Source organism: Candidatus Proelusimicrobium volucris (genome assembly GCF_959605025.1).
Lineage (GTDB): Bacteria > Elusimicrobiota > Elusimicrobia > Elusimicrobiales > Elusimicrobiaceae > Proelusimicrobium > Proelusimicrobium volucris.
Genome location: NZ_CAUHCY010000001.1, coordinates 24,235 through 45,240, shown reverse-complemented (window position 1 = coordinate 45,240; position 21,006 = coordinate 24,235). Strand labels below are relative to the sequence as shown.

The 21,006-nt window shown below is 41.9% G+C and carries 23 protein-coding genes and 1 tRNA gene; 16 read left to right on the top strand and 8 right to left on the bottom strand.

Going from position 1 to position 21,006, the window contains the following annotated elements; all coding sequences use genetic code 11:
* Positions 1–76: 76 nt before the first annotated feature.
* Together ACQY3M_RS00240 and ACQY3M_RS00235 are read right to left on the bottom strand one after the other, a co-directional pair.
* Positions 77–1,285 (bottom strand): hypothetical protein, encoded by a 1,209-nt coding sequence (locus ACQY3M_RS00240; RefSeq protein ID WP_428065080.1) that lies wholly within the window; start codon positions 1,283–1,285, stop codon positions 77–79.
* Positions 1,278–2,231: a hypothetical protein gene (locus tag ACQY3M_RS00235; RefSeq protein WP_428065078.1), complete on the bottom strand. Its 954-nt coding sequence runs from the start codon at positions 2,229–2,231 to the stop codon at positions 1,278–1,280. Before ACQY3M_RS00235 ends, ACQY3M_RS00240 begins: the two co-directional genes overlap by 8 nt.
* A 143-nt stretch (positions 2,232–2,374) precedes the next feature.
* Here ACQY3M_RS00235 and ACQY3M_RS00230 point away from each other — a divergent pair, with 143 nt between their 5' ends.
* The 5 genes from ACQY3M_RS00230 to ACQY3M_RS00210 all read left to right on the top strand — a co-directional run bounded on the left by ACQY3M_RS00230 (position 2,375) and on the right by ACQY3M_RS00210 (position 8,734).
* A complete protein-coding gene (locus ACQY3M_RS00230) occupies positions 2,375–3,040 on the top strand; it encodes a class I SAM-dependent methyltransferase (RefSeq protein WP_428065076.1) in 666 nt (221 codons plus the stop codon).
* A gap of 15 nt (positions 3,041–3,055) precedes the next feature.
* Complete coding sequence (locus ACQY3M_RS00225) at positions 3,056–4,249, top strand: MFS transporter (RefSeq protein ID WP_428065074.1); 1,194 nt, start codon at positions 3,056–3,058, stop codon at positions 4,247–4,249.
* A 73-nt stretch (positions 4,250–4,322) separates the two neighbouring features.
* Positions 4,323–5,579 (top strand): TrkH family potassium uptake protein, encoded by a 1,257-nt coding sequence (locus ACQY3M_RS00220; protein ID WP_428065072.1) that lies wholly within the window; start codon positions 4,323–4,325, stop codon positions 5,577–5,579.
* Positions 5,580–5,626: 47 nt separating this feature from the next.
* Positions 5,627–6,952 carry an MFS transporter gene (locus ACQY3M_RS00215; protein WP_428065070.1) on the top strand — a complete coding sequence of 442 codons (1,326 nt, stop codon included), beginning with the start codon at positions 5,627–5,629 and terminating at the stop codon, positions 6,950–6,952.
* A 126-nt stretch (positions 6,953–7,078) separates the two neighbouring features.
* Positions 7,079–8,734 (top strand): hypothetical protein, encoded by a 1,656-nt coding sequence (locus ACQY3M_RS00210; RefSeq protein WP_428065068.1) that lies wholly within the window; start codon positions 7,079–7,081, stop codon positions 8,732–8,734.
* 11 nt (positions 8,735–8,745) lie between these two features.
* Here the strand turns inward: ACQY3M_RS00210 and ACQY3M_RS00205 are convergent, their stop codons facing one another.
* Together ACQY3M_RS00205 and ACQY3M_RS00200 are read right to left on the bottom strand one after the other, a co-directional pair.
* Positions 8,746–9,753: an ankyrin repeat domain-containing protein gene (locus ACQY3M_RS00205; protein ID WP_428065066.1), complete on the bottom strand. Its 1,008-nt coding sequence runs from the start codon at positions 9,751–9,753 to the stop codon at positions 8,746–8,748.
* A 17-nt stretch (positions 9,754–9,770) separates the two neighbouring features.
* A complete protein-coding gene (locus ACQY3M_RS00200) occupies positions 9,771–10,226 on the bottom strand; it encodes a C-GCAxxG-C-C family protein (RefSeq protein WP_428065064.1) in 456 nt (151 codons plus the stop codon).
* Between the two features lie 26 nt (positions 10,227–10,252).
* On the opposite strand from ACQY3M_RS00200, the gene ACQY3M_RS00195 reads away from it, so the two are divergent.
* A complete protein-coding gene (locus tag ACQY3M_RS00195; RefSeq protein ID WP_428065062.1) occupies positions 10,253–10,903 on the top strand; it encodes an HAD family hydrolase in 651 nt (216 codons plus the stop codon).
* 13 nt (positions 10,904–10,916) lie between these two features.
* Positions 10,917–11,291, top strand: a complete 375-nt coding sequence (locus ACQY3M_RS00190; RefSeq protein ID WP_428065060.1) for a DUF805 domain-containing protein — start codon at positions 10,917–10,919, stop codon at positions 11,289–11,291.
* Positions 11,292–11,364: 73 nt separating this feature from the next.
* Here the strand turns inward: ACQY3M_RS00190 and ACQY3M_RS00185 are convergent, their stop codons facing one another.
* A complete protein-coding gene (locus ACQY3M_RS00185; RefSeq protein ID WP_428065058.1) occupies positions 11,365–12,192 on the bottom strand; it encodes an alpha/beta hydrolase in 828 nt (275 codons plus the stop codon).
* A 51-nt stretch (positions 12,193–12,243) separates the two neighbouring features.
* Here ACQY3M_RS00185 and ACQY3M_RS00180 point away from each other — a divergent pair, with 51 nt between their 5' ends.
* The 3 genes from ACQY3M_RS00180 (at position 12,244) to ACQY3M_RS00170 (ending at position 15,031) form a co-directional block, all read left to right on the top strand.
* Positions 12,244–13,476, top strand: a complete 1,233-nt coding sequence (locus ACQY3M_RS00180) for a CinA family nicotinamide mononucleotide deamidase-related protein (RefSeq protein WP_428065056.1) — start codon at positions 12,244–12,246, stop codon at positions 13,474–13,476.
* Between the two features lie 66 nt (positions 13,477–13,542).
* Positions 13,543–13,619 (top strand) — tRNA-Val (locus ACQY3M_RS00175).
* A gap of 608 nt (positions 13,620–14,227) precedes the next feature.
* The gene (locus ACQY3M_RS00170) at positions 14,228–15,031 is read left to right on the top strand and encodes a hypothetical protein (RefSeq protein ID WP_428065054.1); all 804 of its coding nucleotides are present in this window, start codon (positions 14,228–14,230) and stop codon (positions 15,029–15,031) included.
* A gap of 53 nt (positions 15,032–15,084) precedes the next feature.
* Here the strand turns inward: ACQY3M_RS00170 and ACQY3M_RS00165 are convergent, their stop codons facing one another.
* A complete protein-coding gene (locus ACQY3M_RS00165) occupies positions 15,085–16,707 on the bottom strand; it encodes a recombinase family protein (RefSeq protein ID WP_428065052.1) in 1,623 nt (540 codons plus the stop codon).
* A gap of 64 nt (positions 16,708–16,771) precedes the next feature.
* Between ACQY3M_RS00165 and ACQY3M_RS00160 the strand changes: the two genes are divergently transcribed.
* Positions 16,772–17,188 carry a DUF4160 domain-containing protein gene (locus ACQY3M_RS00160; RefSeq protein ID WP_428065050.1) on the top strand — a complete coding sequence of 139 codons (417 nt, stop codon included), beginning with the start codon at positions 16,772–16,774 and terminating at the stop codon, positions 17,186–17,188.
* A 53-nt stretch (positions 17,189–17,241) separates the two neighbouring features.
* Here the strand turns inward: ACQY3M_RS00160 and ACQY3M_RS00155 are convergent, their stop codons facing one another.
* Positions 17,242–17,685: a DUF2924 domain-containing protein gene (locus tag ACQY3M_RS00155; RefSeq protein ID WP_428065048.1), complete on the bottom strand. Its 444-nt coding sequence runs from the start codon at positions 17,683–17,685 to the stop codon at positions 17,242–17,244.
* Positions 17,686–17,881: 196 nt separating this feature from the next.
* Positions 17,882–18,190: a DUF2924 domain-containing protein gene (locus ACQY3M_RS00150; protein WP_428065046.1), complete on the bottom strand. Its 309-nt coding sequence runs from the start codon at positions 18,188–18,190 to the stop codon at positions 17,882–17,884.
* Between the two features lie 442 nt (positions 18,191–18,632).
* Between ACQY3M_RS00150 and ACQY3M_RS00145 the strand changes: the two genes are divergently transcribed.
* The 5 genes from ACQY3M_RS00145 to ACQY3M_RS00125 are packed head-to-tail and all read left to right on the top strand — an operon-like array spanning position 18,633 to position 21,003.
* Complete coding sequence (locus tag ACQY3M_RS00145; RefSeq protein ID WP_428065044.1) at positions 18,633–18,842, top strand: hypothetical protein; 210 nt, start codon at positions 18,633–18,635, stop codon at positions 18,840–18,842.
* Between the two features lie 25 nt (positions 18,843–18,867).
* A complete protein-coding gene (locus ACQY3M_RS00140) occupies positions 18,868–19,074 on the top strand; it encodes a hypothetical protein (protein WP_428065042.1) in 207 nt (68 codons plus the stop codon).
* 14 nt (positions 19,075–19,088) lie between these two features.
* Entirely contained in the window at positions 19,089–19,325 is a 237-nt protein-coding gene (locus tag ACQY3M_RS00135; protein WP_428065040.1) for a hypothetical protein, read from the top strand.
* Entirely contained in the window at positions 19,322–20,029 is a 708-nt protein-coding gene (locus ACQY3M_RS00130) for a hypothetical protein (protein ID WP_428065038.1), read from the top strand. Before ACQY3M_RS00135 ends, ACQY3M_RS00130 begins: the two co-directional genes overlap by 4 nt.
* Complete coding sequence (locus ACQY3M_RS00125; protein ID WP_428065036.1) at positions 20,026–21,003, top strand: hypothetical protein; 978 nt, start codon at positions 20,026–20,028, stop codon at positions 21,001–21,003. The genes ACQY3M_RS00130 and ACQY3M_RS00125 overlap by 4 nt, the downstream gene beginning before the upstream one ends.
* Positions 21,004–21,006 lie beyond the last annotated feature (3 nt).

The following is a 21,006-nucleotide window of genomic DNA, read 5'->3' as shown; positions in this document are numbered from 1 at the left end:
TGTTTACAAAAGTTTTGTTGTTTCGTCTGGTGATTTTTACTAGCGAGATGCGGATAACTTTCCTTATTAAAGCATATTACGCAAATACTGTCTTTTTGAATTTGCTCCTTAATTCTTTAACGTCTTTTTCGTTTTCGGCCATAAAGCAAAAGCCCGCCCGCCCGTCTTTAATGGAGGACGTTAATATTATCCCGCCATTATACTTGAGAGATTTATTTATCTTCTCTATCTGGGAGATAAGTTTCTTTGTGGTGAGTTTTGCCGGCAGAGGGATATTTGTATCCAGATAAAAGTGAAGCTTTTCCTTGGGGATCCCCAACGCCGAGGCCAACCTTAGGCAGAGGCCAAAACCGTTATATCGGCTGTTGCACTCCAAGGCGCGTACGAGCAGTTTGCCGTTTTTTATGCGTATGGCCCAATCAAAATTGATTTGCCCTCTTACTCCTTTAGAATAGTAATAACTGGCCAGCTGCATTGTTTTGTCTTCCACTTCTTGCAGAATGTCTTTATCAAGCTTTTTGAAGGGGAAAAAACAGCCTTCCCACGCTTCTTTATGTACTATCTGGCAATCAATACCCGCAAAGTGTACGCCGTCGTCCTTAAGCATGCAAAGGGTACCTAAGGTTTTGTATATTTCCTTAAAAGGCTCTATGTAAAAATCGCCTTCTTTATGGTATTGGCGCATTTTTTTAAGAAGGTCAAAGAGCTTGCCTTTAGTATTGCCGTATCCGCCGGCGGAAAACGGCCTTCTGAGCAAATAAGTTTCGTTAAAGTTAAGGAATCTTAATATTCTCGTCTTTCTGTTCTTTTCGCTCTGCACTGCGGGCTGAATTGTCTGTATGTCGAACTTCTTGCAAAGTTTTTTGAACAGCAGTTTGTCGTTGGCCTTAGATACCGCTATGGCGTTGTTAAGAAGGTTGTTTGATGCTTTTTTGCTCAGCTTGGCAAAACCGTCGCTGTAAATCAAGGGTATCATAACGTAATCGTTTTTGCATAGCTTTTTTATTTTTTGAAGTAGTTCTTTATCCTGCGCTATCGATTCTACAAGTGTTTTTCCTTCTTCCTGCTTGGCAGGGCTTAGCAGCCATTCTTTATTGGTAAACTTTTTTATCCTGGCGGTATAATCGATAAAATCCTTGTCTTTTTCCACCAGGGGCGATACTATGGCTATATCGTTGGGTTTTAAAATTTGGATATATTTAAGGGAGTGCTTTTTAAGGGCATAAAAAGCCTTATCCTTAAACATAAAGTCGTCCATATTTAAAACCCAGATCTTATTAGGCATAGAATTTACCGTCGCAGACATTGCACCCGCACGCCTTTATGGATAAAATGTCGTCCTTTTCCGAAGATTTCAAACCGCATATCACAAATTGCATATCGTATTTTTTCAATATGGCGGTGATATTCTTTACGCTTTCAAGTTTTACTTCGTGCTTTAGGGCGTAGTAGGTGGTTTCCGACTGCTTGGGCAGAATTTGCCGGTTATCGTCCAAATATTTTTCCTTAAGAGTAAGGAAAAACTGCTCCCCAAACTGCTCGGTAATATTCTTTGCTATGGTGTAATCGTAAAGCAGGTAGGAAAACATAACCCTGTCCAGGCCGATCTGCTTAAGATGAGCGATAAAAGGTTCCACGACTTCGGGCTTGTCCTCAACTCCGGGGATAAGCGGGTCCATATGTATGGTTGTAAGAGCGCCGGCTTCTTTGGCTTTCAGTGCCCAGTTTAGGCGTTCTTCGCGCGGGGGGACATTGTTTTCCATACATATTTCCGCCTCCGGCTTTACGGCCGCGTTATAGGAGAATTTTTGAGGATACTTCCTTATAAGCCCCATAATTTCTTCATTCGGGACGCCTTTTGTCGTTATTATTATTCTTTTTATCTGCGGATGTTCCGCCAGCAGTTTAAGCACTGCGTAGGAGTATCCGTTATCGACAAATTTTTTGCTGAAAATATCGGTATATCTGGAAAGTTTTATCGTATGGATATTTGCATCGGCGTCGATTTCGGCCTTGATTTGACGCAGAGCTTCCTGCTGCGAACAACCGATTTCGGGTTTATCAAAGTCGTTTTTAAGTTCTTTTAATATATTCAAGACGTCGCTTCTTCCCTTGCCGTAGCAGTATGTGCAATTATGCTCGCAGCCCGTAAAAGGTTCGAGGTAATGATATTTGCCGTACCAGCATGTTCCCAGGCAACCCGGAACGAAAAAAGTTCTTTTGTTTTCCATATAATTATCCTTATGCTTCTTAACCTAAATATAAATTATAGTAAAACATTGGGCAATATGTTAATAGTTTGGCGTTTATTAACAGGCGGGAAAGATAGTATAATATAAAAATCCCCGATATTTGACGATTACAGAGGTTTATTATGAATGACGGAACAATCACCAACTGGCAAAACTCGGCTTTGCCGGAGTGGTACAACAAGAATATGAAGAACTCCGCCGATTTGTACGAATACGCCAAATTGTTCGCTTTCAATAAGGAAGACAGTTTGCTGGATTTGGGCTGCGGCGACGCCACATTGTTAAAGATAGCCGCGCCGCTTTGCGGCAAAGTTTGCGGCGTTGACATATCTGATGAACAGCTCGCCAGGGCCAAAGCGGCTTTGGCGGATTTCCCCAATGCCGAACTTGTGCGCGCGACTTTGCAGGAGATAGATTTCCCCGCGGAGAGTTTTACCAAAGTATCCATGCGCAAGGCGATACACCATCTTACCAATCACGAAAAGAGCATAATGATAGACAAAGTGTTTAAATGGCTAAAGCCCGGAGGCCTTTTTATAGTGGAAGATATGATAACTTCCTTCGAGTTTAGGCTTAAAGACGAGTTCCGCCCTCTTATAGAGGCCGAAGCCGCCGAATATTACGGGGAAAGGTGGGAAAGCTTTAAAGACGCTTTCTTTACCACTATGTATGCGGAACTGCCTTGCGATTTATCAAAGATGATAAACCGCCTTTTACACGGTCGGTTCCACATAAAGAGGGTTAACACGATAACTTGCTTTATGTGTACTATAATATCCCAGAAATAGCGGAAAGATATTGATATGCGAGCTGTAAAAGGGTGGACATTGGTAATAGCGGCGTTCGTGATAGTGTTTGCGTTCAGCACGGTCGACCACGCCATATCGCCGATGGTGGAGGTATTGAAAAGCGCTTTCGGCGTAGATCAGGAAAAAGCGCTTTGGTTTATTACCGCCTGTACGGCGGGGATATTGGCTGGCCTGTTTACGGGGCCTTTTTTTATAAGGACCTATAAGGCTTGGCCCGTTAGTGCGGCTTCTGCGGCTATGATGGCGGCGGGTTTGGGCGGCTTTATAGGGACGGGCGATTTCTGCGCCGGTTTGGTATTCCGCTTTATATTCGGGCTGGGGGCGGGCTTTGTCAGCACGGTTTTATGGTGGCTGGCTTACGAGAGTATAGACAAAAAATTCTATACCCCTATGATAACCGTACTAACCGCAAGCCGCCCTATGGCGGTAGCGGCGGGCGTGCCGCTGGTATTGTACGGATCGTCTTTCTGCGGGTGGCAGACGGCGTTCGGTGCGGCGGGGATATTGATAGTATTGGCGATGATATTTTTCATTTGGGCTTCGCCTAAATACGAAAAGCAAACTGTCGCTCTCAATTTTTCTTCTGCCGCGGGGGTGTATGCCGATATGCTGCGCACTCCGTTTTTAAAGACTTTTTTTACCGCGATGTTTATCAACCGTTTGTGCTACTTCGGTTTTTACAGTATGCTGGGGATATGGTTTATAGACCGTTACGGCTTCAGTACCGAAGGCCTTGCCAAGCCGCTTATGATTATCGGTATATGTGAAACGGCTATAAATTTTATAGTCCCTTTTTTGATGAAAGCGGGCCCCAAAAAGCTGTTTTATGTTTCAGTCGCGGGCAACAGTTTGTTCTTCGTATTGTTTATATGGGGGATATTGCCGGTATGGTGGGCGGTGTTTATGATAGGGCTTTTCGCGATGACCGACAGAATATACAATATGCTCCTGCTGATATTTATACCCGACATCTTTAAAAACGCGCAGGACCGTACGGTAATAGGCAGTACGGTAACTTTGGTATCGTGGGGATCTTTGGCTGTAATATCGTGGCTTGAGGGTGCGCTATTGTCCAAAACGGGGATAAGCGCTTTTTCTTTTATGCTAACGGCGGCTTTGATAATTGGTATAATTTTGTATATAAAGGTCTTAAAGAGAACTATTTTTACGGAAAAATATGCTGATTGAAAAAATATTGCGGCACTATAGGATATTGTTACCCCAGCAGAAGCTGGTAATAATATTTTTGCTATATATGTTGATGGGGGTAGTTTTTTTAAGCCTTCCGTTATGTCAAAAAACGCCGATAAGCTTCATAGACAATTTATTTACGTCGGCTTCCGCCGCTTCCACCACGGGTTTGGTGACGGTCCCGACAGGGGCCTCCTATACTTTTTTAGGCCAGTTTATTATAGTTTTGTTAATGCAGTTTAGCGGTTTTGGCTACATGAGCTTCAGCTCTTTTCTATTTTTACAGGGGCACTCTACTCTGCCTCGCGCTAGACAGGAAGTAATGAGGGCGGAGTTTTCCGTCCCGCAGGGGTTTGATTTAAGTCTTTTCATAAAATCCATTATCTTTTTTACCATTTTTGCCGAAGGTTTCGGCGCATTATTCCTGTTTTTGGCGTTTTACTTCAGCGGGGGCGGTTTTTTTGAGTCGTTATGGAGCGGTATTTTCCATTCGGTATCGGCTTTTTGTACGGCCGGCTTTGCCTTGTATCCGGACAGTATGTCAAGCTTTCTTAAAGTCCCCTTTGTTACGGAATTGACTTCCATACTTTCGCTTTTGGGCGCTTTCGGGTTTATCCCCATAACGGAAATAGCGGAAAATATGATGGGCAAAGCCAAAAAGATATCATATACTTCGCGTTCAATATTCTTCTCATTTTTAGCTTTGATAATGTTTGGCGGGATAATGTTGGTAATTTTTGAACCCTCGTTAAAGAATTATGACTTTTCTACCAGGGTATACGGCGCGTTTGCCCAGGCGATAAACGCCATGACGACCACGGGCTATAACAATATAGATTTATCGGTATCTTCGATGACGGCATTATCCGCGCTGATGCTGCTTATGTTTATAGGCGGTGCGCCGGCTGGTACGGCGGGCGGTATCAAAACGACTACGGCCGTAATTTTGTTTGCGGTATTGGTAAGCCGTCTTAAAGGGCGTAAAAATGTACGTCTGGACAATAAAGACATATCTATGGATAAAGTCTTCATCGCCTCTTCCACACTGATATTTTATATGATAGTCCTGTATTTGGTTGTGATTTTGCTTACGATAAGCGAGAATGCACCAATGTCGGAAATACTTTTTGACAGTTTGGCCGCATTAAGTACGACGGGGCTTAGCGTGGGTCTTACGGAACATTTGACCTCATTTGGGAAACTGGTGCTGATATTCGCGATGTTTGTTGGCAGGATAGGGGTAATCACCTTCGGATTGGCCTTCTTCCTGCAGAATGAGGAACCTAAAAAAGAGGAACCCTCTAAAAAGGTTGATATAGCTTTGTAATTATTTTAAGATAAAACTTAAGACGGACGATAATTTAGGGAGGAACAATGGCAGCTGAGAACGCTAGGAAAAGTCTTACCCAGATTATGTATATGTGTTTGGGTTTTTTCGGCATACAATTCGCGTGGGCTTTACAGATGAGCAATATGAGTACCATATACGCACGTTTGGGCGCGAAGGAAGATCAAATACCGCTTTTATGGCTGGCGGCGCCGGTTACGGGGTTATTGGTACAGCCTTTGGTGGGATATTTCAGCGACAGGACATGGTGTCGCTTGGGTCGGCGGCGTCCATATTTTTTGGGCGGGGCGATATTTTCGGTTTTAGCCTTGATATTTATGCCGCAGGCTTCGGCGGTATGGATGGCGGTAATATCTCTGTGGGTATTGGATACTTCGGTAAACGTCAGTATGGAGCCGTTTAGAGCTTTTGTTGGCGATATTCTGCCCGAAAGCCAACGCAAGACGGGGTATGCCATGCAGAGCGTAATGATAGGCGCAGGTGCGGTAATAGCGTCATCTTTGCCTTATATTTTGACGCAGTTTGGCGTCAGCACTCAAGCCGCCCCCGGTACGATACCGCCAAGCGTAAGGTATTCTTTTTATATCGGTTCGGCGGTGTTATTGATTGCTATTTTAACGACCATCAAGACCACGCCCGAATATCCGCCCGCGGATATGGAAGCGTTTAAAGCGATGAAGAAAGAGCCTTTCAATCCCTTAAAATCCATTAAAGAAATGGGCAGCGCTTTTATTACCATGCCCGTTACGATGAGGCGCCTTGCCGTAGTGCAGTTCTTTACCTGGGCGGCTTTTATGATTATGTGGGTGTATTTCAGTGTCGGCATAGCGTCGGAAGTGTTCCACGCCGTACCCGGCACGCCGGAATACGAAACCGCTTCCAACTGGGCGGGTACTTGCTTCAGCGTATATAACGGGGTGGCTTTTGCAGTCGCTTTTCTGCTGATTTGGCTTACCACCAAATATTCCGCCAAATATATACATATAGTATCGCTTATGATAGGGGCTTTGGGGCTGGGTTCGCTGGGGCTGACCTTGTTCGGGGTAACTTTCAGCAAATATATGCTGTTTTTGCCGATGGTATGCGTCGGCGTGGCCTGGAGCAGTATTTTGGCTATGCCTTACGCTTTGCTTTCCAATTCGATACCGGCGGAGAAAATGGGCTTTTATATGGGGGTATTTAACTTCTTTATCGTCATACCGCAGATATGCGTAAACTTATTCTTCGGCCCGATAATGAAGCACCTTTTGGGCTCAAGCGCGGTCGCTGCGGTCGGTGTGGGCGGATTGTTCCTGTTTATAGCGGCTCTGTTTATGTTCCGAGTTGAGGATAAAACAATAAAAGCCAAGTAAAAGTTTAAAGTTATTTAGTTATGAGCAAAAAGTCCTATTTAAAAACGGGACTTTTTGCTCTTTTAATATCTCTGTGCGGTTGATAAAATATATTTAATACGTCTTAATCTCCAGGGGCTAAGAATAATGAAATACATTTATATTCTAATATTACTGTTCATAGGGAGTACGGCATTTGCCGCACCCTTTGCCCCGCTCAACGACCGCTCCGCGCAAGATACTTTGTATTCCGCAATTATTCAACGAGGGGAAGTGAATTACGCCGTACGCTTTGAAGCGGATTACAATCTTCCCGATTCGGAAAAGGCCGCCTATTTGTCAATGATAGAAAACTGCTTAAAGAACTGGGGCGATATATGGCGTTTTATCCCGCAAACCCGCCAAAGCGAATTTGAAGATTTAAAGCCTTATTTGGAATTTGACAATTTTATACTTGTGGGGGCCGATAAAAGCCCCGACGTTACTTTTGTATTGTTGAGCAAAGAGGAAATAGAACGCCGCTGCGGGCAAGGCAGTATTGCTTGTTCTCCTAAAGGTTATATATTATTGCCCGTTCCTTTCGAACAGAGAACCGTTCTGCACGAACTCGGCCACGCTTTTGGTTTGGCCGACCAATACAAACAGGGCCTTTGGAACGCGCGTGGGGATTTGTCGGAAAGTTCTATAAAAGAAAATTCCCTTATGGCTTTGGGGGCGGACTCTATTACCTGCGACGAAGCCGACGGCGCCATATATCTGCTTGACTGTGTATTGAATGCTGGCAAATCAAGAAGCAGGTGGCAAGGCTGGCAAAGCCTGTGCGCCAGAAACGTTGAAATAGAAAACTGCAAGATTAAAAGGACCGAAAACTTTTTTGAAGGCGGCTCCGATAAAATATTACTGCCGATATACGACGGAGGCGGCCGCAAGAAGAAAATCCTCAAAGCGTCAAAGGCGGCAAACGGAGTCGGAAAAGGTTTTGACGTTTATGCGGATTATAAAGCCACACCCTACGGATTTACGAAGAACGAAGATGGTGTTGTAGAGGTTTCAAGCGGGATATCGGACGGGGTGAGGATATACTCCTTTAAAGGAGGCGAGGAACATTCCGCCGATTATTTCCCCAAGAGCTGGAACTCCGCCCTCGAAACTTTCCGCACTGTTATAGCCGTAGACGCTTTTAACGAGGAAAACCTTTTAAGTTATACTTTGCAGAAAAGCGACGGTGTTTGCGTGCAGCTCGCTACCGATTATGCCAAAGACGGCAAATCTTTGTATCAAGAGATTGACGTCACCGAAGTATACGAAAACGAGCGCGAAGGCGACAGCGTAAAAGTTACGCGCATTATCTTTAGAGATACAGATATTTTGCTTGCTCAAGCCGATAATAAAGGCGGAGCTTTAAGCGTGATTTATTACAAATACGGTTCTTATGAGCCTTTTAGAGCGGAATATTATAACGAAGGCGAAGCTGTATCCAGGGAAATATCGAAGAAAAAAGGCCTCTATAAAACGGGTACACGCCGGCCTTCAAACTCTAAGAAAGTTCTTAATGTCGATTTTTTGACGCAAACCCGCAACAAATACGGTTCTTTTCAGCTTAACAGGTATAACTCCAAAGAAGAAGGGGAAATACTTTCTTTAATAGAGAAGCGTTTGCTTAAAGGCTCCGCTTTGGCAGAGCGGGCGCTGGCTTTGTATAAAGAGTTTAACGGGTACTATCCTCAGGGTGTCTATCGGAATACTTTGGCCAAGGAAATACGGGAAGCAACCTCTGAGAGGAATTCTCTTCCTTCACGATAAAAGTTTTGCTTTTAAGCCTTATTTTGACTATTTAATGTAGGCCCGTTATTTGGGCGGAAGTTTTCTATATCTTTCGCCAAATCCTCGTGCCCGTTTGATCGGGCATAGTCCGCGGCGGTAAGATCGTCTTCGGACTTGAGGTTTTTATCCGCGCCGTTCTCAAGCAACATCTTCGCACTGTAATCCCATCCGCCTTGAGCCGCGGCCATAAGCGGCGTGATACCCTGCGGATTTTGATAGTTTACGTCGGCTTTATTTTTTATCAGCGCGGTTATAAGACGGAAATATCCTCTTTTGGCAGATTCCAACAACACCGCCGAAGCCGCTCTTTTATCCTGGAAATAGAGGTCTTCTTCATTACTTGCGATAAGGTTGGCGATTTCGGGCCTGCCGTTATCCATGGCGATGTTCATGGCGGTAAAGGCTTCTATTAAAGAAATTTTATGATCGCCCAAACTTGAAAGAATAACGTTTATTGTATTTATATCCCCGTTTTGCGCGGCCGTCTGTATGGTTTTGCCCAGGTGCAGGCTTATTACATATTCGGATGCGCCCCTGTAATCGCGTATGGCGTTAAGCAATAATTTAAGGGCTGGCGCATTATTGTTTTTTGCGGCCAAGGTAAAGGCGGTATCTCCGCCTTCCAAAATAGATTTGAATTTGGGCCCATATTTAAGAAGAAGTTTTAAAGTTGAAATATTATTGCTTTGCACGGCCTGCATTACGGCGTCATAGCCGTCGTAATTGCGTTTGTTTATATCGGCGCCTTTATTTATCAATTTTACTATAAAGTTGTTGTAGCCTTTTTTTGCGGCGATTATTAAGGGCGTGCTTCCGTCTACGGCAGTTATATCGGGATCGTTTATTTTATTTAGCAGCTTTTCGGCTTTGGCCGTATTGCCGTTTTCAAGCGCTTGAAGGAGCATATTTTCGTTATAATCTTCAGGCTTTACATTAAATAATGCCAGCAGTACGAGAATAAGGAAAAGAAAGATTATAAAAAATACGCTTTTTTTCATAAGTTCGCCTCTTTGGGTTAGTTTTCTTTAAAGAGTCTTTTTTGCAAAATTTCCGCCGCCAAGGCTACCATATCGGCGCACGGGCGTTTTTTGTAATATTGCGGTGTTCTGGGTTGGGGAGCGGGCTCTGAGGGGAGTTTATTTGATATTCCCAACAATTCTCTGCAAATTAAAGAACCCGTTTCCTTTTTAAAATCTTCTGCCAAAAGCTGTATCAAACGGTAATGTTCCTCTTTGGCTTTAAGGTCTTTGTGGTCCAAAGGCCCGCATTTAAGGCCGGCAACCATAAACATACCGCTGGCACAGCCGCAGACTTCTCTCATTCTGCCCATTCCGCCGCCGAAGGAAGAGGCTATAAGCTGGGCAGTTTCTTTGTTTATGTTAAGCTCCTCGCGGAAAGCGAGCAAAACCGCCTGAGCACAGCCATAGCCGTCTAAGAACAGCTCTTTTGCATATTTGGATTTATCAGTCATAAAAATATTATACAATTTAAGCGGATATGAGAAAAACTACGGTTTTTGATATGGATGGCACCATTTTGGATACTTTGTCGGATTTGGCGGCCTCGGTAAATTACGCTTTGAGTGTTTGCGGTTATCCCGCAAGAACGCAGAGCGAGATAAAAAAGGCTTTAGGCAACGGGGTGGAAGCTTTGATAAGAGAAACCGCTCCCCAAGACATAAGCGAGAGCGAAAGACGGAAATGTCTTGAAATGTTTAAAGCGTACTATTCCGAGCATATGTACGTAAAAACGGCGCCTTATCCCGGCATAATAAAATTATGTTCCGATTTGAAGAAAGCGGGATACCGTTTGGCGGTGGTATCAAATAAATTTGACAGTGCGGTAAGCAAATTGTGCGACATATATTTTAAAGGCCTCTTTGACGTGGCGATAGGGGAGGGCCCATCCGTCCGCAAAAAGCCTGCGCCAGACGGAGTATTAAAAGCGCTGGCGGAGCTGGGTGCAAGCAAAGAGGACGCCGTATATATAGGCGACAGTGAAGTCGATTACAATACGGCGCTTAATTCGGGTTTGCCTTGCATCTGCGTAACGTGGGGTTTTAGGGAGCGGGCGGAGCTGGAAAAGCTGGGCGCTACAATCTTTGCCGATACGCCCGCCGAAATATTGGATTTGATAAAGAAAATATAGAGAGGACAGTTAAATGAAAAAATATTTTTGGGATATCATAAGACATAAATATGCCGTTTTCAGCGGGCGTGCTTCAAGGAAAGAATTTTGGTTTTTCCATTTATGGTACGCTTTGACGATATTTGTTTTAGCCATGGTATTTTTCGGCCTATATTTTGCGGCCATGGACGGGGATCGCTTTTTTGGGTTACTATCCACATTGGTCGGGATTGTGATAGGGCTTATCAATTTGGGGGTGTTTATACCCGTAATCGCGCTTACGGTGCGCCGTTTGCATGACGCGGGTTTAACGGGGTGGCTTATAATGGTAAGCGTCATATTTGCCCCGATGAACATCATATTTGGGCTTCTTCCGCCGACTCCGGGCAAAAATCAATACGATATATAGGGCTTTATCCAATAAAAATCCGCCGTTCCGCATAAAACGGGACGGCGGTTTGTTTTTTATAAGAGATTGTTTATTACAGCGATTTGATATAGTCGTTTACTGCGTCCACGCCCCATTCGAAATCATTGTGCCCGCCGTAGGGTGATATAAAGTTTTTGCTTCCTTGCGGAGCCTTTTGGAATAACGCGTCCGACATCTGCCAAGGTATAAGCATATCCTGGCGGCTGTAAAGCATAAATACGGGGTGTTTAAGTTCGCTTATTTTGGAGATATTGTCAAACAGTTTATTTGCCAAGAGCGGGCGGAATACGGCCGATAAAACCTTTCTGTAAAAGGAATCGTGGTTATACGGCTTCCCCATAAAGAAAGATGCCGCCATATCTGGCGTATTGGTAAAAGGGCTTTGCATAATCACGGCTTTGAAGGGAAGATCGTTATAAGCGAGGGCGGCCTCTATAAGGGCGGCATTGCCAAGAGAATGGGCGAAAAGGATAATATCGTTTGGCGGAATATTCTCCTTTGTTATAAGGAAATCCAAAGCGGAGCGGGCGTCCTCAAAGAAATTTGCCTGATTTAACTTCCCTTCGCTTTTGCCAAATCCTTGGTAATCAAACATAAAAACACCATAACCATAATAGGCGTAGAGCCTGGCAAAGGTATTATAATAACTTATATTGCCGCTGTTGCCGTGGAACAGGAGAATTGTCGGCCTGCCTTGCGGGGCGGGTTTATAGGCCGCGCATAGCTTTTGATTGACGGCATTGTCAAAGCATATTTCTTCAAAGCCCGAGGGCAGAGGGGCGACTTCTTTTATCGGGTGATATATCGCCCTGTCTGAAAAATGATTGATAAAAAGGGCAACAACCAAAAGGACGGCTATTAAAAAAGTAAATTTTTTCATAGATAATATTATAGGTTATATAAAGAGAAATTAAAATTGTAAAATAGACTTATGAAAGCCTGCATAATAACTATCGGCGACGAAATATTGCTCGGCCAAATTTTGGATACCAATTCCCGCTATATGGCGGGGGCATTGGCCTCGCTGGGGATAGCGACGGCGAAAATGCTGTCCGTCACGGACAATAAAGAAGAAATAAAAAAAGCCGTAAAAGAAGGTTTCGAAGCCGCCGATCTGATTTTGGTTAGCGGCGGACTCGGCCCGACGAAAGACGATATAACAAAAAACGCCCTGGCGGAATATTTCGGCGTGGGGTTAGTCTATGACGAACAGGTCTATAATTGGGTAAAACGGTATTTTAAGGGCAAAGAAGAAAAACTTAAAGGCTGCAATATGGGGCAAGCCTATATACCCGCAGGCTGCACCGCGATAGAAAACAAAAAAGGCACTGCCTGCGCGATGTGGTTCGAGAAAGACGGCAAAGTATTGGTTTCAATGCCGGGAGTCCCTTTTGAATTGGAAGATTTAATCTCAAGGGATATCCTTGCGCGGATAAAAGGTAAATTTAACTGCGGGGAAATATCCTATAAAATGCTTGGGGTATACGATATCGCGGAATCGGATTTGGCCAACCGCTTGGCGGATTATGAAGATAATTTGCCCGCAGGCCTTTCCTTGGCCTATTTGCCTTCGCCCGCTTATGTAAGATTAAGGCTTACGGGCAAAGGCGTAGAGCCTGATGACCTGGAAAAGTATTTCGACAAATTAAAACAAGAGCTTTCTGGCTTAAAATATTCCGTTATCTGCGCCAGCAATGCCTTGGACGATTTGTTGGAGAAAATAGCTCAGATAGGTACGCTTTCGGCGGCTGAAAGCTGTACGGGGGGGAATATTTCGGCGATGATAACTTCCCGCGCGGGAGCTTCAAAGTATTATCTGGGTTCCGTTACGGCGTATTCCAACGACGTTAAGGAGAAACTATTAGGAGTCAAACGAGAGAGTTTGGAGCGTTACGGCGCCGTCAGCGAAGCCGTCGCCCTGGAAATGGCGCAAGGCATTAGGGCTTTGACGGGTTCGAAGTGGGGGGTTGCCACTACGGGTATAGCGGGCCCGTCGGGAGGAAGCGCAGAAAAACCGGTCGGGACGGTCTGGATTGCGGTAAGCGGCCCAAAAGGGAGCAAAGCGGAACGCTTTGTATTTTCCGCTGTGAGAGAGCGCAATATCGGCAAAGCGTCGATAAAGGCTTTGGAAATGCTTCTTGCTTTTGCCTGCGAGTCGAAATAGAAATATAATAGACAAAGAATAAATTTTTTGATAGAATATTTATGAAGTAAAAAATAACCCATTTAGGGGCTGATAGCTCAACTGGTTAGAGCGTCCGCCTTACACGCGGAAGGTTGTAGGTTCGAGTCCTATTCGGCCCACCATTTATTAAGGCACTCTTGGTAGAGTGCCTTTTTTGTTGGGTAATTTTTCCCACTCCCGTCGGTAAAATTGCGCGGTTTTTATCTATCCAGGTCATAGAGTACTTTTAGGTGAGCACAAAAAAGGCCCATTTCGGGCCTTTTTCTCTAACCGCCAAATTCGCAGGATCCACTTCTGATATTTGATTTAAATTACATAGCAAGCGGTACCCATTTCCTCGGTTTACCAAAGCATATGGTTCAATCCGTTTTCCTCATCAGCATGGGTTAAATTTACCACAATCTGATTTAATGTCATCATCCATAAAGGTTCCAAACTCTATGCACAAACCTACAATATAAACTATGCCGAGTGCATACATCATAATATCCTTAAAATTCATATAACCGACCCTCTATTGTTACTACTTCATCCCATGAGCCCATTTTAAAAATTTCCAACATATTTTCAATAAAAATAACACAAAAATTGCAAATAATATACCACCGATGATCCCTGGAATCAAAAACATTAATATGTCCATAGCTGCTCCTATACAACAATTAGTTTCCACTTCTACATTTTATAGTAGCATATAATATGATACTATGTTCCTATATAGGAATCATATATGAATCATTCTATCAACAATACTCAAACTCAAAAATATTCAATTGAAGAAATCATATTTAACTCTCCTCTTTTATCGCAAGATGACAAAGAGATTTTTAAAAAAGTTAAAAACATGTTAATAAGCTTAGATAATGATTTGTACTTATTGCTATTCCATGTTGAGTTTGCTAGCAGAATTTCTTGGCGTTGGGATAACTCCCGACATACAACAACTGGCATATCCTTACTTTCGTGCATAAGCGCCCCTATTATATCAGAAATTACATCTACACTATTTAGATTATGGGATAATGGCAACAATACTAATAGTTTATTTCAAATAAGCAGACTTATCAACAAAAGCAAAAATCTAAAAAATTTTATAACCCAAGAATTATATCCATCTTCAACAACATCTTCGTATATGGTCTGCAAAATTCTGAATAGTATTCCGCACACTAAAAAACATATTTTAATGCAAACATTACAAAAATATCGGAATCACAAAATTGGACATAATTTAAACACAAAATTTGATACCCCGGATCCTATACATGATGTATATTTGGGCAACTTAATGATATTATCTGATTTTACCTTACAACTTGCAACTCGTCTGAATACTGTATTACTCGGATATACTCATAATTTTTTAGAATTTCCCCAAAATCATATGTGCAGTTTAGCCTTGCAAGAGTTAGAGTCTATTTTAATAAGTAAAGGATTTGAGAAAAATTCTTCATTCCGAAGATCTCCTTTTAAATATAATAATGAAACTGGATTAGAACAACAACTCATATCCTCATTAGTAGATTGTGAATAATCCAAACTTAAAAATTTATTGCTATATCCAAATCCTAATGTGGAACTTTAAAACTAAATTGAGTACCATACTTCTTCTTGCTTTTCAAAATCTACCTGTCCTTCCGCCAAATTCATGAGTTCCCGCAACGTTAAACTTGCCGGATTCTTGTATTCCAAAATATCGGTCACTATGCGTGGGGATAAATAGCACAAATTGATATACCGCATAATGGTACGCTTTGTCATGTGTTGTTCTTGCTCCAATTCCCTAATATTAAGCCCTTGTTCCATACGTTTGTTCAGTTCCCAGCCGCGCGCAAGGCCACGCACTAAACTTTCATTAAGTTGCCGTACCGTTAAAATATTACGTGCGGTACCGTTTCGCAATTTTACCGAGGAAACATTTGCCACCATAAAACTATCTCGCAGATAAATTGTATCTTCAATACGCTCTATCTTTAGAGGCTTGGTATCAACTTGCCCCGACATTTTCGGGCAACTGCCTAAATCGGCTTTTATTTGTTTTTCGTCTAAAAATAATGTCAAATAATGCTTTTTATCCACGGTTTGACATATGGCCTTAGTAATCCATGCGCTTAATTGCGCGTCCGTAATAGCACTCATGTTCGCCAACGGCTCAATATCATCAAAATCTGCCTTTTTGAGCATGTTTAGCACAAACCTTTCCAACTGCTCCACGGGTAAATAATGACCGCCGACACCGTTGTAATAATACAAAAACTTCTTACCCTGCTTTTTTGATGAGGTAAAGCGGAAGTTCTGCCCCTTATCATCGTATAATTTGCCCGCCAATACCGTTTTATGGCATTTATAGTGCAGAAATGCGTTCGGGTCGTTAATTCTTCGGCGTATAAGCGTTTGAACTTGATCCCATAAATCCGGTGGTACAATTCCCGGATGCTTACCTTCATACACTTTGTTTTGGGCGTAGTGCGCGATTTTTCCGATATAAAGCGGATTTGTCAAAATGCGCTGCACATTACTTTTGTGAAACTGCCCACCGCCATGTTCCCGTTTGCTACGCCTAGCCACCCATTTCTTGGTACGAATGCCCTGCGCATTAAGATGCTCCACCACAGCAAACATATTCTCGGTTTCTATATATTTTTGAAAAATCAGCCGGACTAACTGCGCCTCTTCTTCATTTACACTAAGTTGCCGCTCATTGGCATCATATCCAAGCGGCGGCGTTCCTCCCATCCATAACCCTTTGGCCTTGCTGGCGGCGATTTTATCGCGTACACGCTCGGCTGATACCTCGCGCTCAAATTGCGCAAAAGATAAGAGCATATTGAGTGTCAGTTTGCCCATAGAATTGCTCGTATCGAACGACTGGGTAATAGACACAAAGTTACACTCGTACTTGGCAAACTCTTGCATCATTTTATGGAAATCAAAAATAGAGCGCGAAAGGCGGTCCACTTTATAGACAACAACTACCTGCACATTGCGCTCGCGGATTTCTTCCAAAAGTGCTTGCAAGCCGGGGCGCTCCATCGTGCCACCGCTAATCCCGCCGTCCTCAAAGGTTTTATAATACTCCCACCCATTAAACGCTTGCGAGAGGATATAGGCCTTACACGCCTCTTCTTGGTTTTGGAGTGAGTTAAACTCCATTTCTAGCCCGCGCTCCGTAGATTTGCGAGTATATATCGCACAATTAATTTTTGGCATTTAGTATAATTCTCCTATACACATTACCGCTTACTATGGGGAGATAAGTCAAGGAGAATTATTTATGGAAGACAAAGAAATTCAAGAAATAAATAAAGAAACTGCGTATAAAATATTATCTGAAAGATTAGAGCAACACCTTCTTGCTCCTGATGAATTTCCTCGCAAAGGTTTTCGTATTACTGCGGAACTCATCTTTGATAAACATGGAATTGCTGTCTCTATGCACTGCGAAAACAAGGAACGGCATCACATGCCACACCTACACATCAAGAATGGAAAAGGGCAAGAAGTATCTGTTGCATTAACTGGAGAAATTTTAGCTGGACATTGCGATAGTAAAACTCTTAAAAAAATTAGAACTTTTATAGACTTAAATAACAATCTACTTACAGAAATGTGGAAACTAATAAACGAAGGAAAAAGTCTTAAACCACTCAAGCAACAAATTCAAGATATTAAATATCAAAAAAGGAGTTAAGTAAAAGACAACTTCTATCAGGTCCATAGATTTCATGGCACCATTGTTAGAACTTAACTTCGTTTTGTACGAGTTAATCCGAAAAATTTGGGCCCGCTGACGTGGGCCCGTACGATTCTTTCCGCCACAGCGGTTAAATTGGGATAGATTTCCCCCTCGTATTCATATTCATTCTCGTTTTTGACAGTTACCTGATAGGTCCGTCCTTTGTAGATTTTCGTGAGTATCGTTCCTATGGCCAGAGCATAACGCTTTTTATGTGCGTGCTCAATATACTTATCCGGATTGCTCGCATACCGGTCAAGCCGCGTGATGTATTTTTCTTGTAATTTACAACGCCCTAATTCACATTGAATGGCATACCACAAAGGGCGCAACTTGGCCTTAACACCTCTCAAAGGGCAGGTATAAAAAGCGTTCCAATAAAACCGCAGCTCTTTGGGGGATAGGCCTTTTAATTCTTCATAACTTTTAGGCAAATAGCACTTTCTTCTCATGATAAGATGTCCTTAATTTGACGAATTTTCTCAATAGCGCGGCTTTGATTACAATAGGCCTTGGCTAAAGTTTCAAAGAACCTAGCGACTAACAAGACAATATCCCTCTCGCAAAAATTTCGGGGAGGCCTCCCTAGAGGATTACCCGAGCGGCCCTTTACAAATCGCCCCGAAGCGGGTGGCAAACGGCGCGGGGTCATTTGGTAAGCCCAAAAAACACATAACCGCTAATCGGGCGCTTTACAATCGTCATGGCCACGCGCGAGATGCTCTTGAATACTTTACCTTCGTATTCAAAGCCATTTTCTAGCACTTTTACTTCTATTGTTTTACCGCGGTAGGTTTTAGTGATGATACTACCCGGCATAGGCAAGCGGTTATCGTGTGGCCGGACAGGCAAATTTTCAAGCGGTGTTTCTTCGGTAGTGATAGGACTCACGACCCGCAAAACAGCGGGGCGCGTAGGTTTGTTTTTGGGTGCTGATTTTTTGGTGTTTTTCTTCATAACTTATCTCCTTAAGTAAGCGATTTTTACTTCGTACTACATTCACGCTTACTATTGGGAGATAAGTCAAGTTATTTATTAAGAAATGCTAGAAAATAACAACTTACATGCCAAAATGTTTTATAATGAAAGTATATCAAGATTTTAGGAGAGTAAAAGTTTTATGTAAGCCTTAAATGTGGCTTATTTACAACTGTCTTAGGACTGTTTTTAGTAGGGCATTAAGCCCGTTCTTTTGCGTAAAGCAAATGGGATTCTGAACTAGAAACAGTCGCAATCTTGCCAATGAAAACGGCCTTATAACCCGTTTCTGTTGGCGGATAATCCTGTATTTGATTTGAAATCAGACAGGTAGGCGACTGTTATATTTGAGAACTCAGAATCCCTCAAATGGCAGTCGTCTTTTTTGTTGTATTAAAAAATTGTTAAGGAGGAAGAACAAATGGGAAATAAGGCAATCAGATGTATCTATTTCAAGCAAGGAGAACCTGCCGGAGGTAAATTAATTGATAAAGGGGTTTTTGAAGATTTTTTAAAAAAACACGGGATGACCGATATCACAAGAGAAGTGAATCAGCAGTTTAAAAAATCCGCCCATGCCTATTTAGGTGGAAATGCAAGCTTTTTTATGTTTGTTGAAGAAGAAAAATAAAATCAAATTGTAAAGGAGATAATATATGGGATTTGTATTGTTTGTATTTTATGTAGCGTGGATTGTCGTAAATATTATGATTGCAAGTGAAAAACACCGCGATATAGCAGGAGTAGTGATTGGAAGTATTTTTCTTAGTCCACTTACTATCTACCTGTATCTATTAGCTGTACCTGTAAAAACTATAGATACTACTAAAACTGATGAAAATAATGATTGGACGGATGATTGAAACGAGGAAATCTTATGTCAAATACTAAAAAATGTATCAATATGGAAATTAAAATTACTACATCTTACGGAATAGGCGAGGAACCCACTTCCACTAGAGAATGTTTTTGCAAAAAGAAAGATGAAAATTTATACAGCAAATTGCAAGAAATGGGATATGATAGTTCCTTTTTTACTTTCATTTGCCCGTTTTATTCTCTGTATCCAAATCATATTACCGAATGCCCCTACTACAAGGAGGGAACAAAATGAAAAAACTTTTGATTTTATTAGTGTGCTGTCTGACATTTAGTGCTTGTACGCACGAAAAAGAGGCACAAGAATTATATTCTAAGGCAACTGGTATGAAATTAAATGCACAGTATTCTGAAGCCATACCACTATACAAAGAAGTGATTAGCAAATATCCTAGGAGTTCCGTTATTAATTCGGCTACTTCCGATTTGACCTTTTGTGAAAAAAGAGTAGTAGAACAAAAAATTGAACATAATACACCAATTATTCTAAAGGCAGTTGATGAATTCCCAGCACGAAAATTACCTGCAACCCAGAAAGGAACTATGCCATTAGGAAAATCGATATTTACTTTTAAAGAACTTCAATGTAACCTATCTAAAAAACAACTTAATAAAGCTTACGGTTTTTATGAGATACTTGCGGCACGTTTAATGACTGAGTCTGCTTGCAGTTATCGTGTTGGGAAATGGCAGGTTCAAAGTTCAGATAATATCTCTTATGTGGTTTCTAAAACTTCTCGTGGGAAAACATTAGATGGAGATGATAATGAAATGCATTATACTTATATTATTGACATAGGAAAAGAAACAATTACAGCTACAGATATGAGTAGTTGTTATTTTTTTGGTTCTGAAGCATTAGAAAAAGCAAATGAAGGGGATAAAGAGGATTATAGTAAATGTTCATTCCCTATTAAATTGAAGGGGGTGTTAAAATGAAAAAAATTATTAGTATCTGCTTAAGCATAAGCTTTTTATGTGCCTGTGGTGGAATGAGGGGTTTGCAACGCCAAAGTACACAAAATATACATAAAACTATTAACGAAAACAATGAAATGTACTGGAATGATAAGGAAGGACATACGAGTGATGTGAAAATGGTACTACAAGATGAAAACCATTCACAGATTAAAATACCTGTCAGTTATACTGTGGAAGTCAAAAATCTTGATAGTATTCTTGCAGTACCAAGTTTAAAAAATGAAAATATAGCAGAGTTACAAAAAACAGTTGGAAAATGTACCAATTGTACATTAGATAAAGAATATTTAACTATAGATTTGGTCTATCAAAAAGGAACAGGAAGCGTGGGAGCATGCTTTATTAATGTTGTTTGGCTACCTTCAGCACTCATAACGGCTTTTGCCGATGATTTAAGCCTAGGAGAGGTGTATAAAAGGGAGTGTGCTATAAAAGGAGAACTGCAAATCCCAGAGAAAATTAATATATCGGAGACATCTAATGTATTAGCACTTAAGGATATAGGGGTAATTAAGAGCACATTTACTGTTTCTCCTAAATCCATGAGTGTATCTTGTAATCAAAAATCTTGTTCGGTTATTGATGAAAATGGAAAATTTGTGAATAAAATATTTATTCACAAATACATAGAGGCAAATCAAAAAAGAATTGAGGAGTTAACAGCTGAAGAAAAAAAAGCTGAAGCTAAACGCAAGGCAGAGGAGGCTAAACAAAAGGCCGAAGAAGCCAAGCGCAAAGCAGAAGAGAACCGAAAATGGAGGCAAAAGCAGAGACAACAAAAAAAAGAATGCCCCCATTTGTATCGGATTCTTTATTCGGCACAGCAGGGGTATTATGTTGACCCTGTAATGGGCATAACAGTTGCCAAACGTTTTGATGAATTAGATTGTGGTTTTTGGTTAAATCAACAAATGAATCAAGCAATGTATTGATAT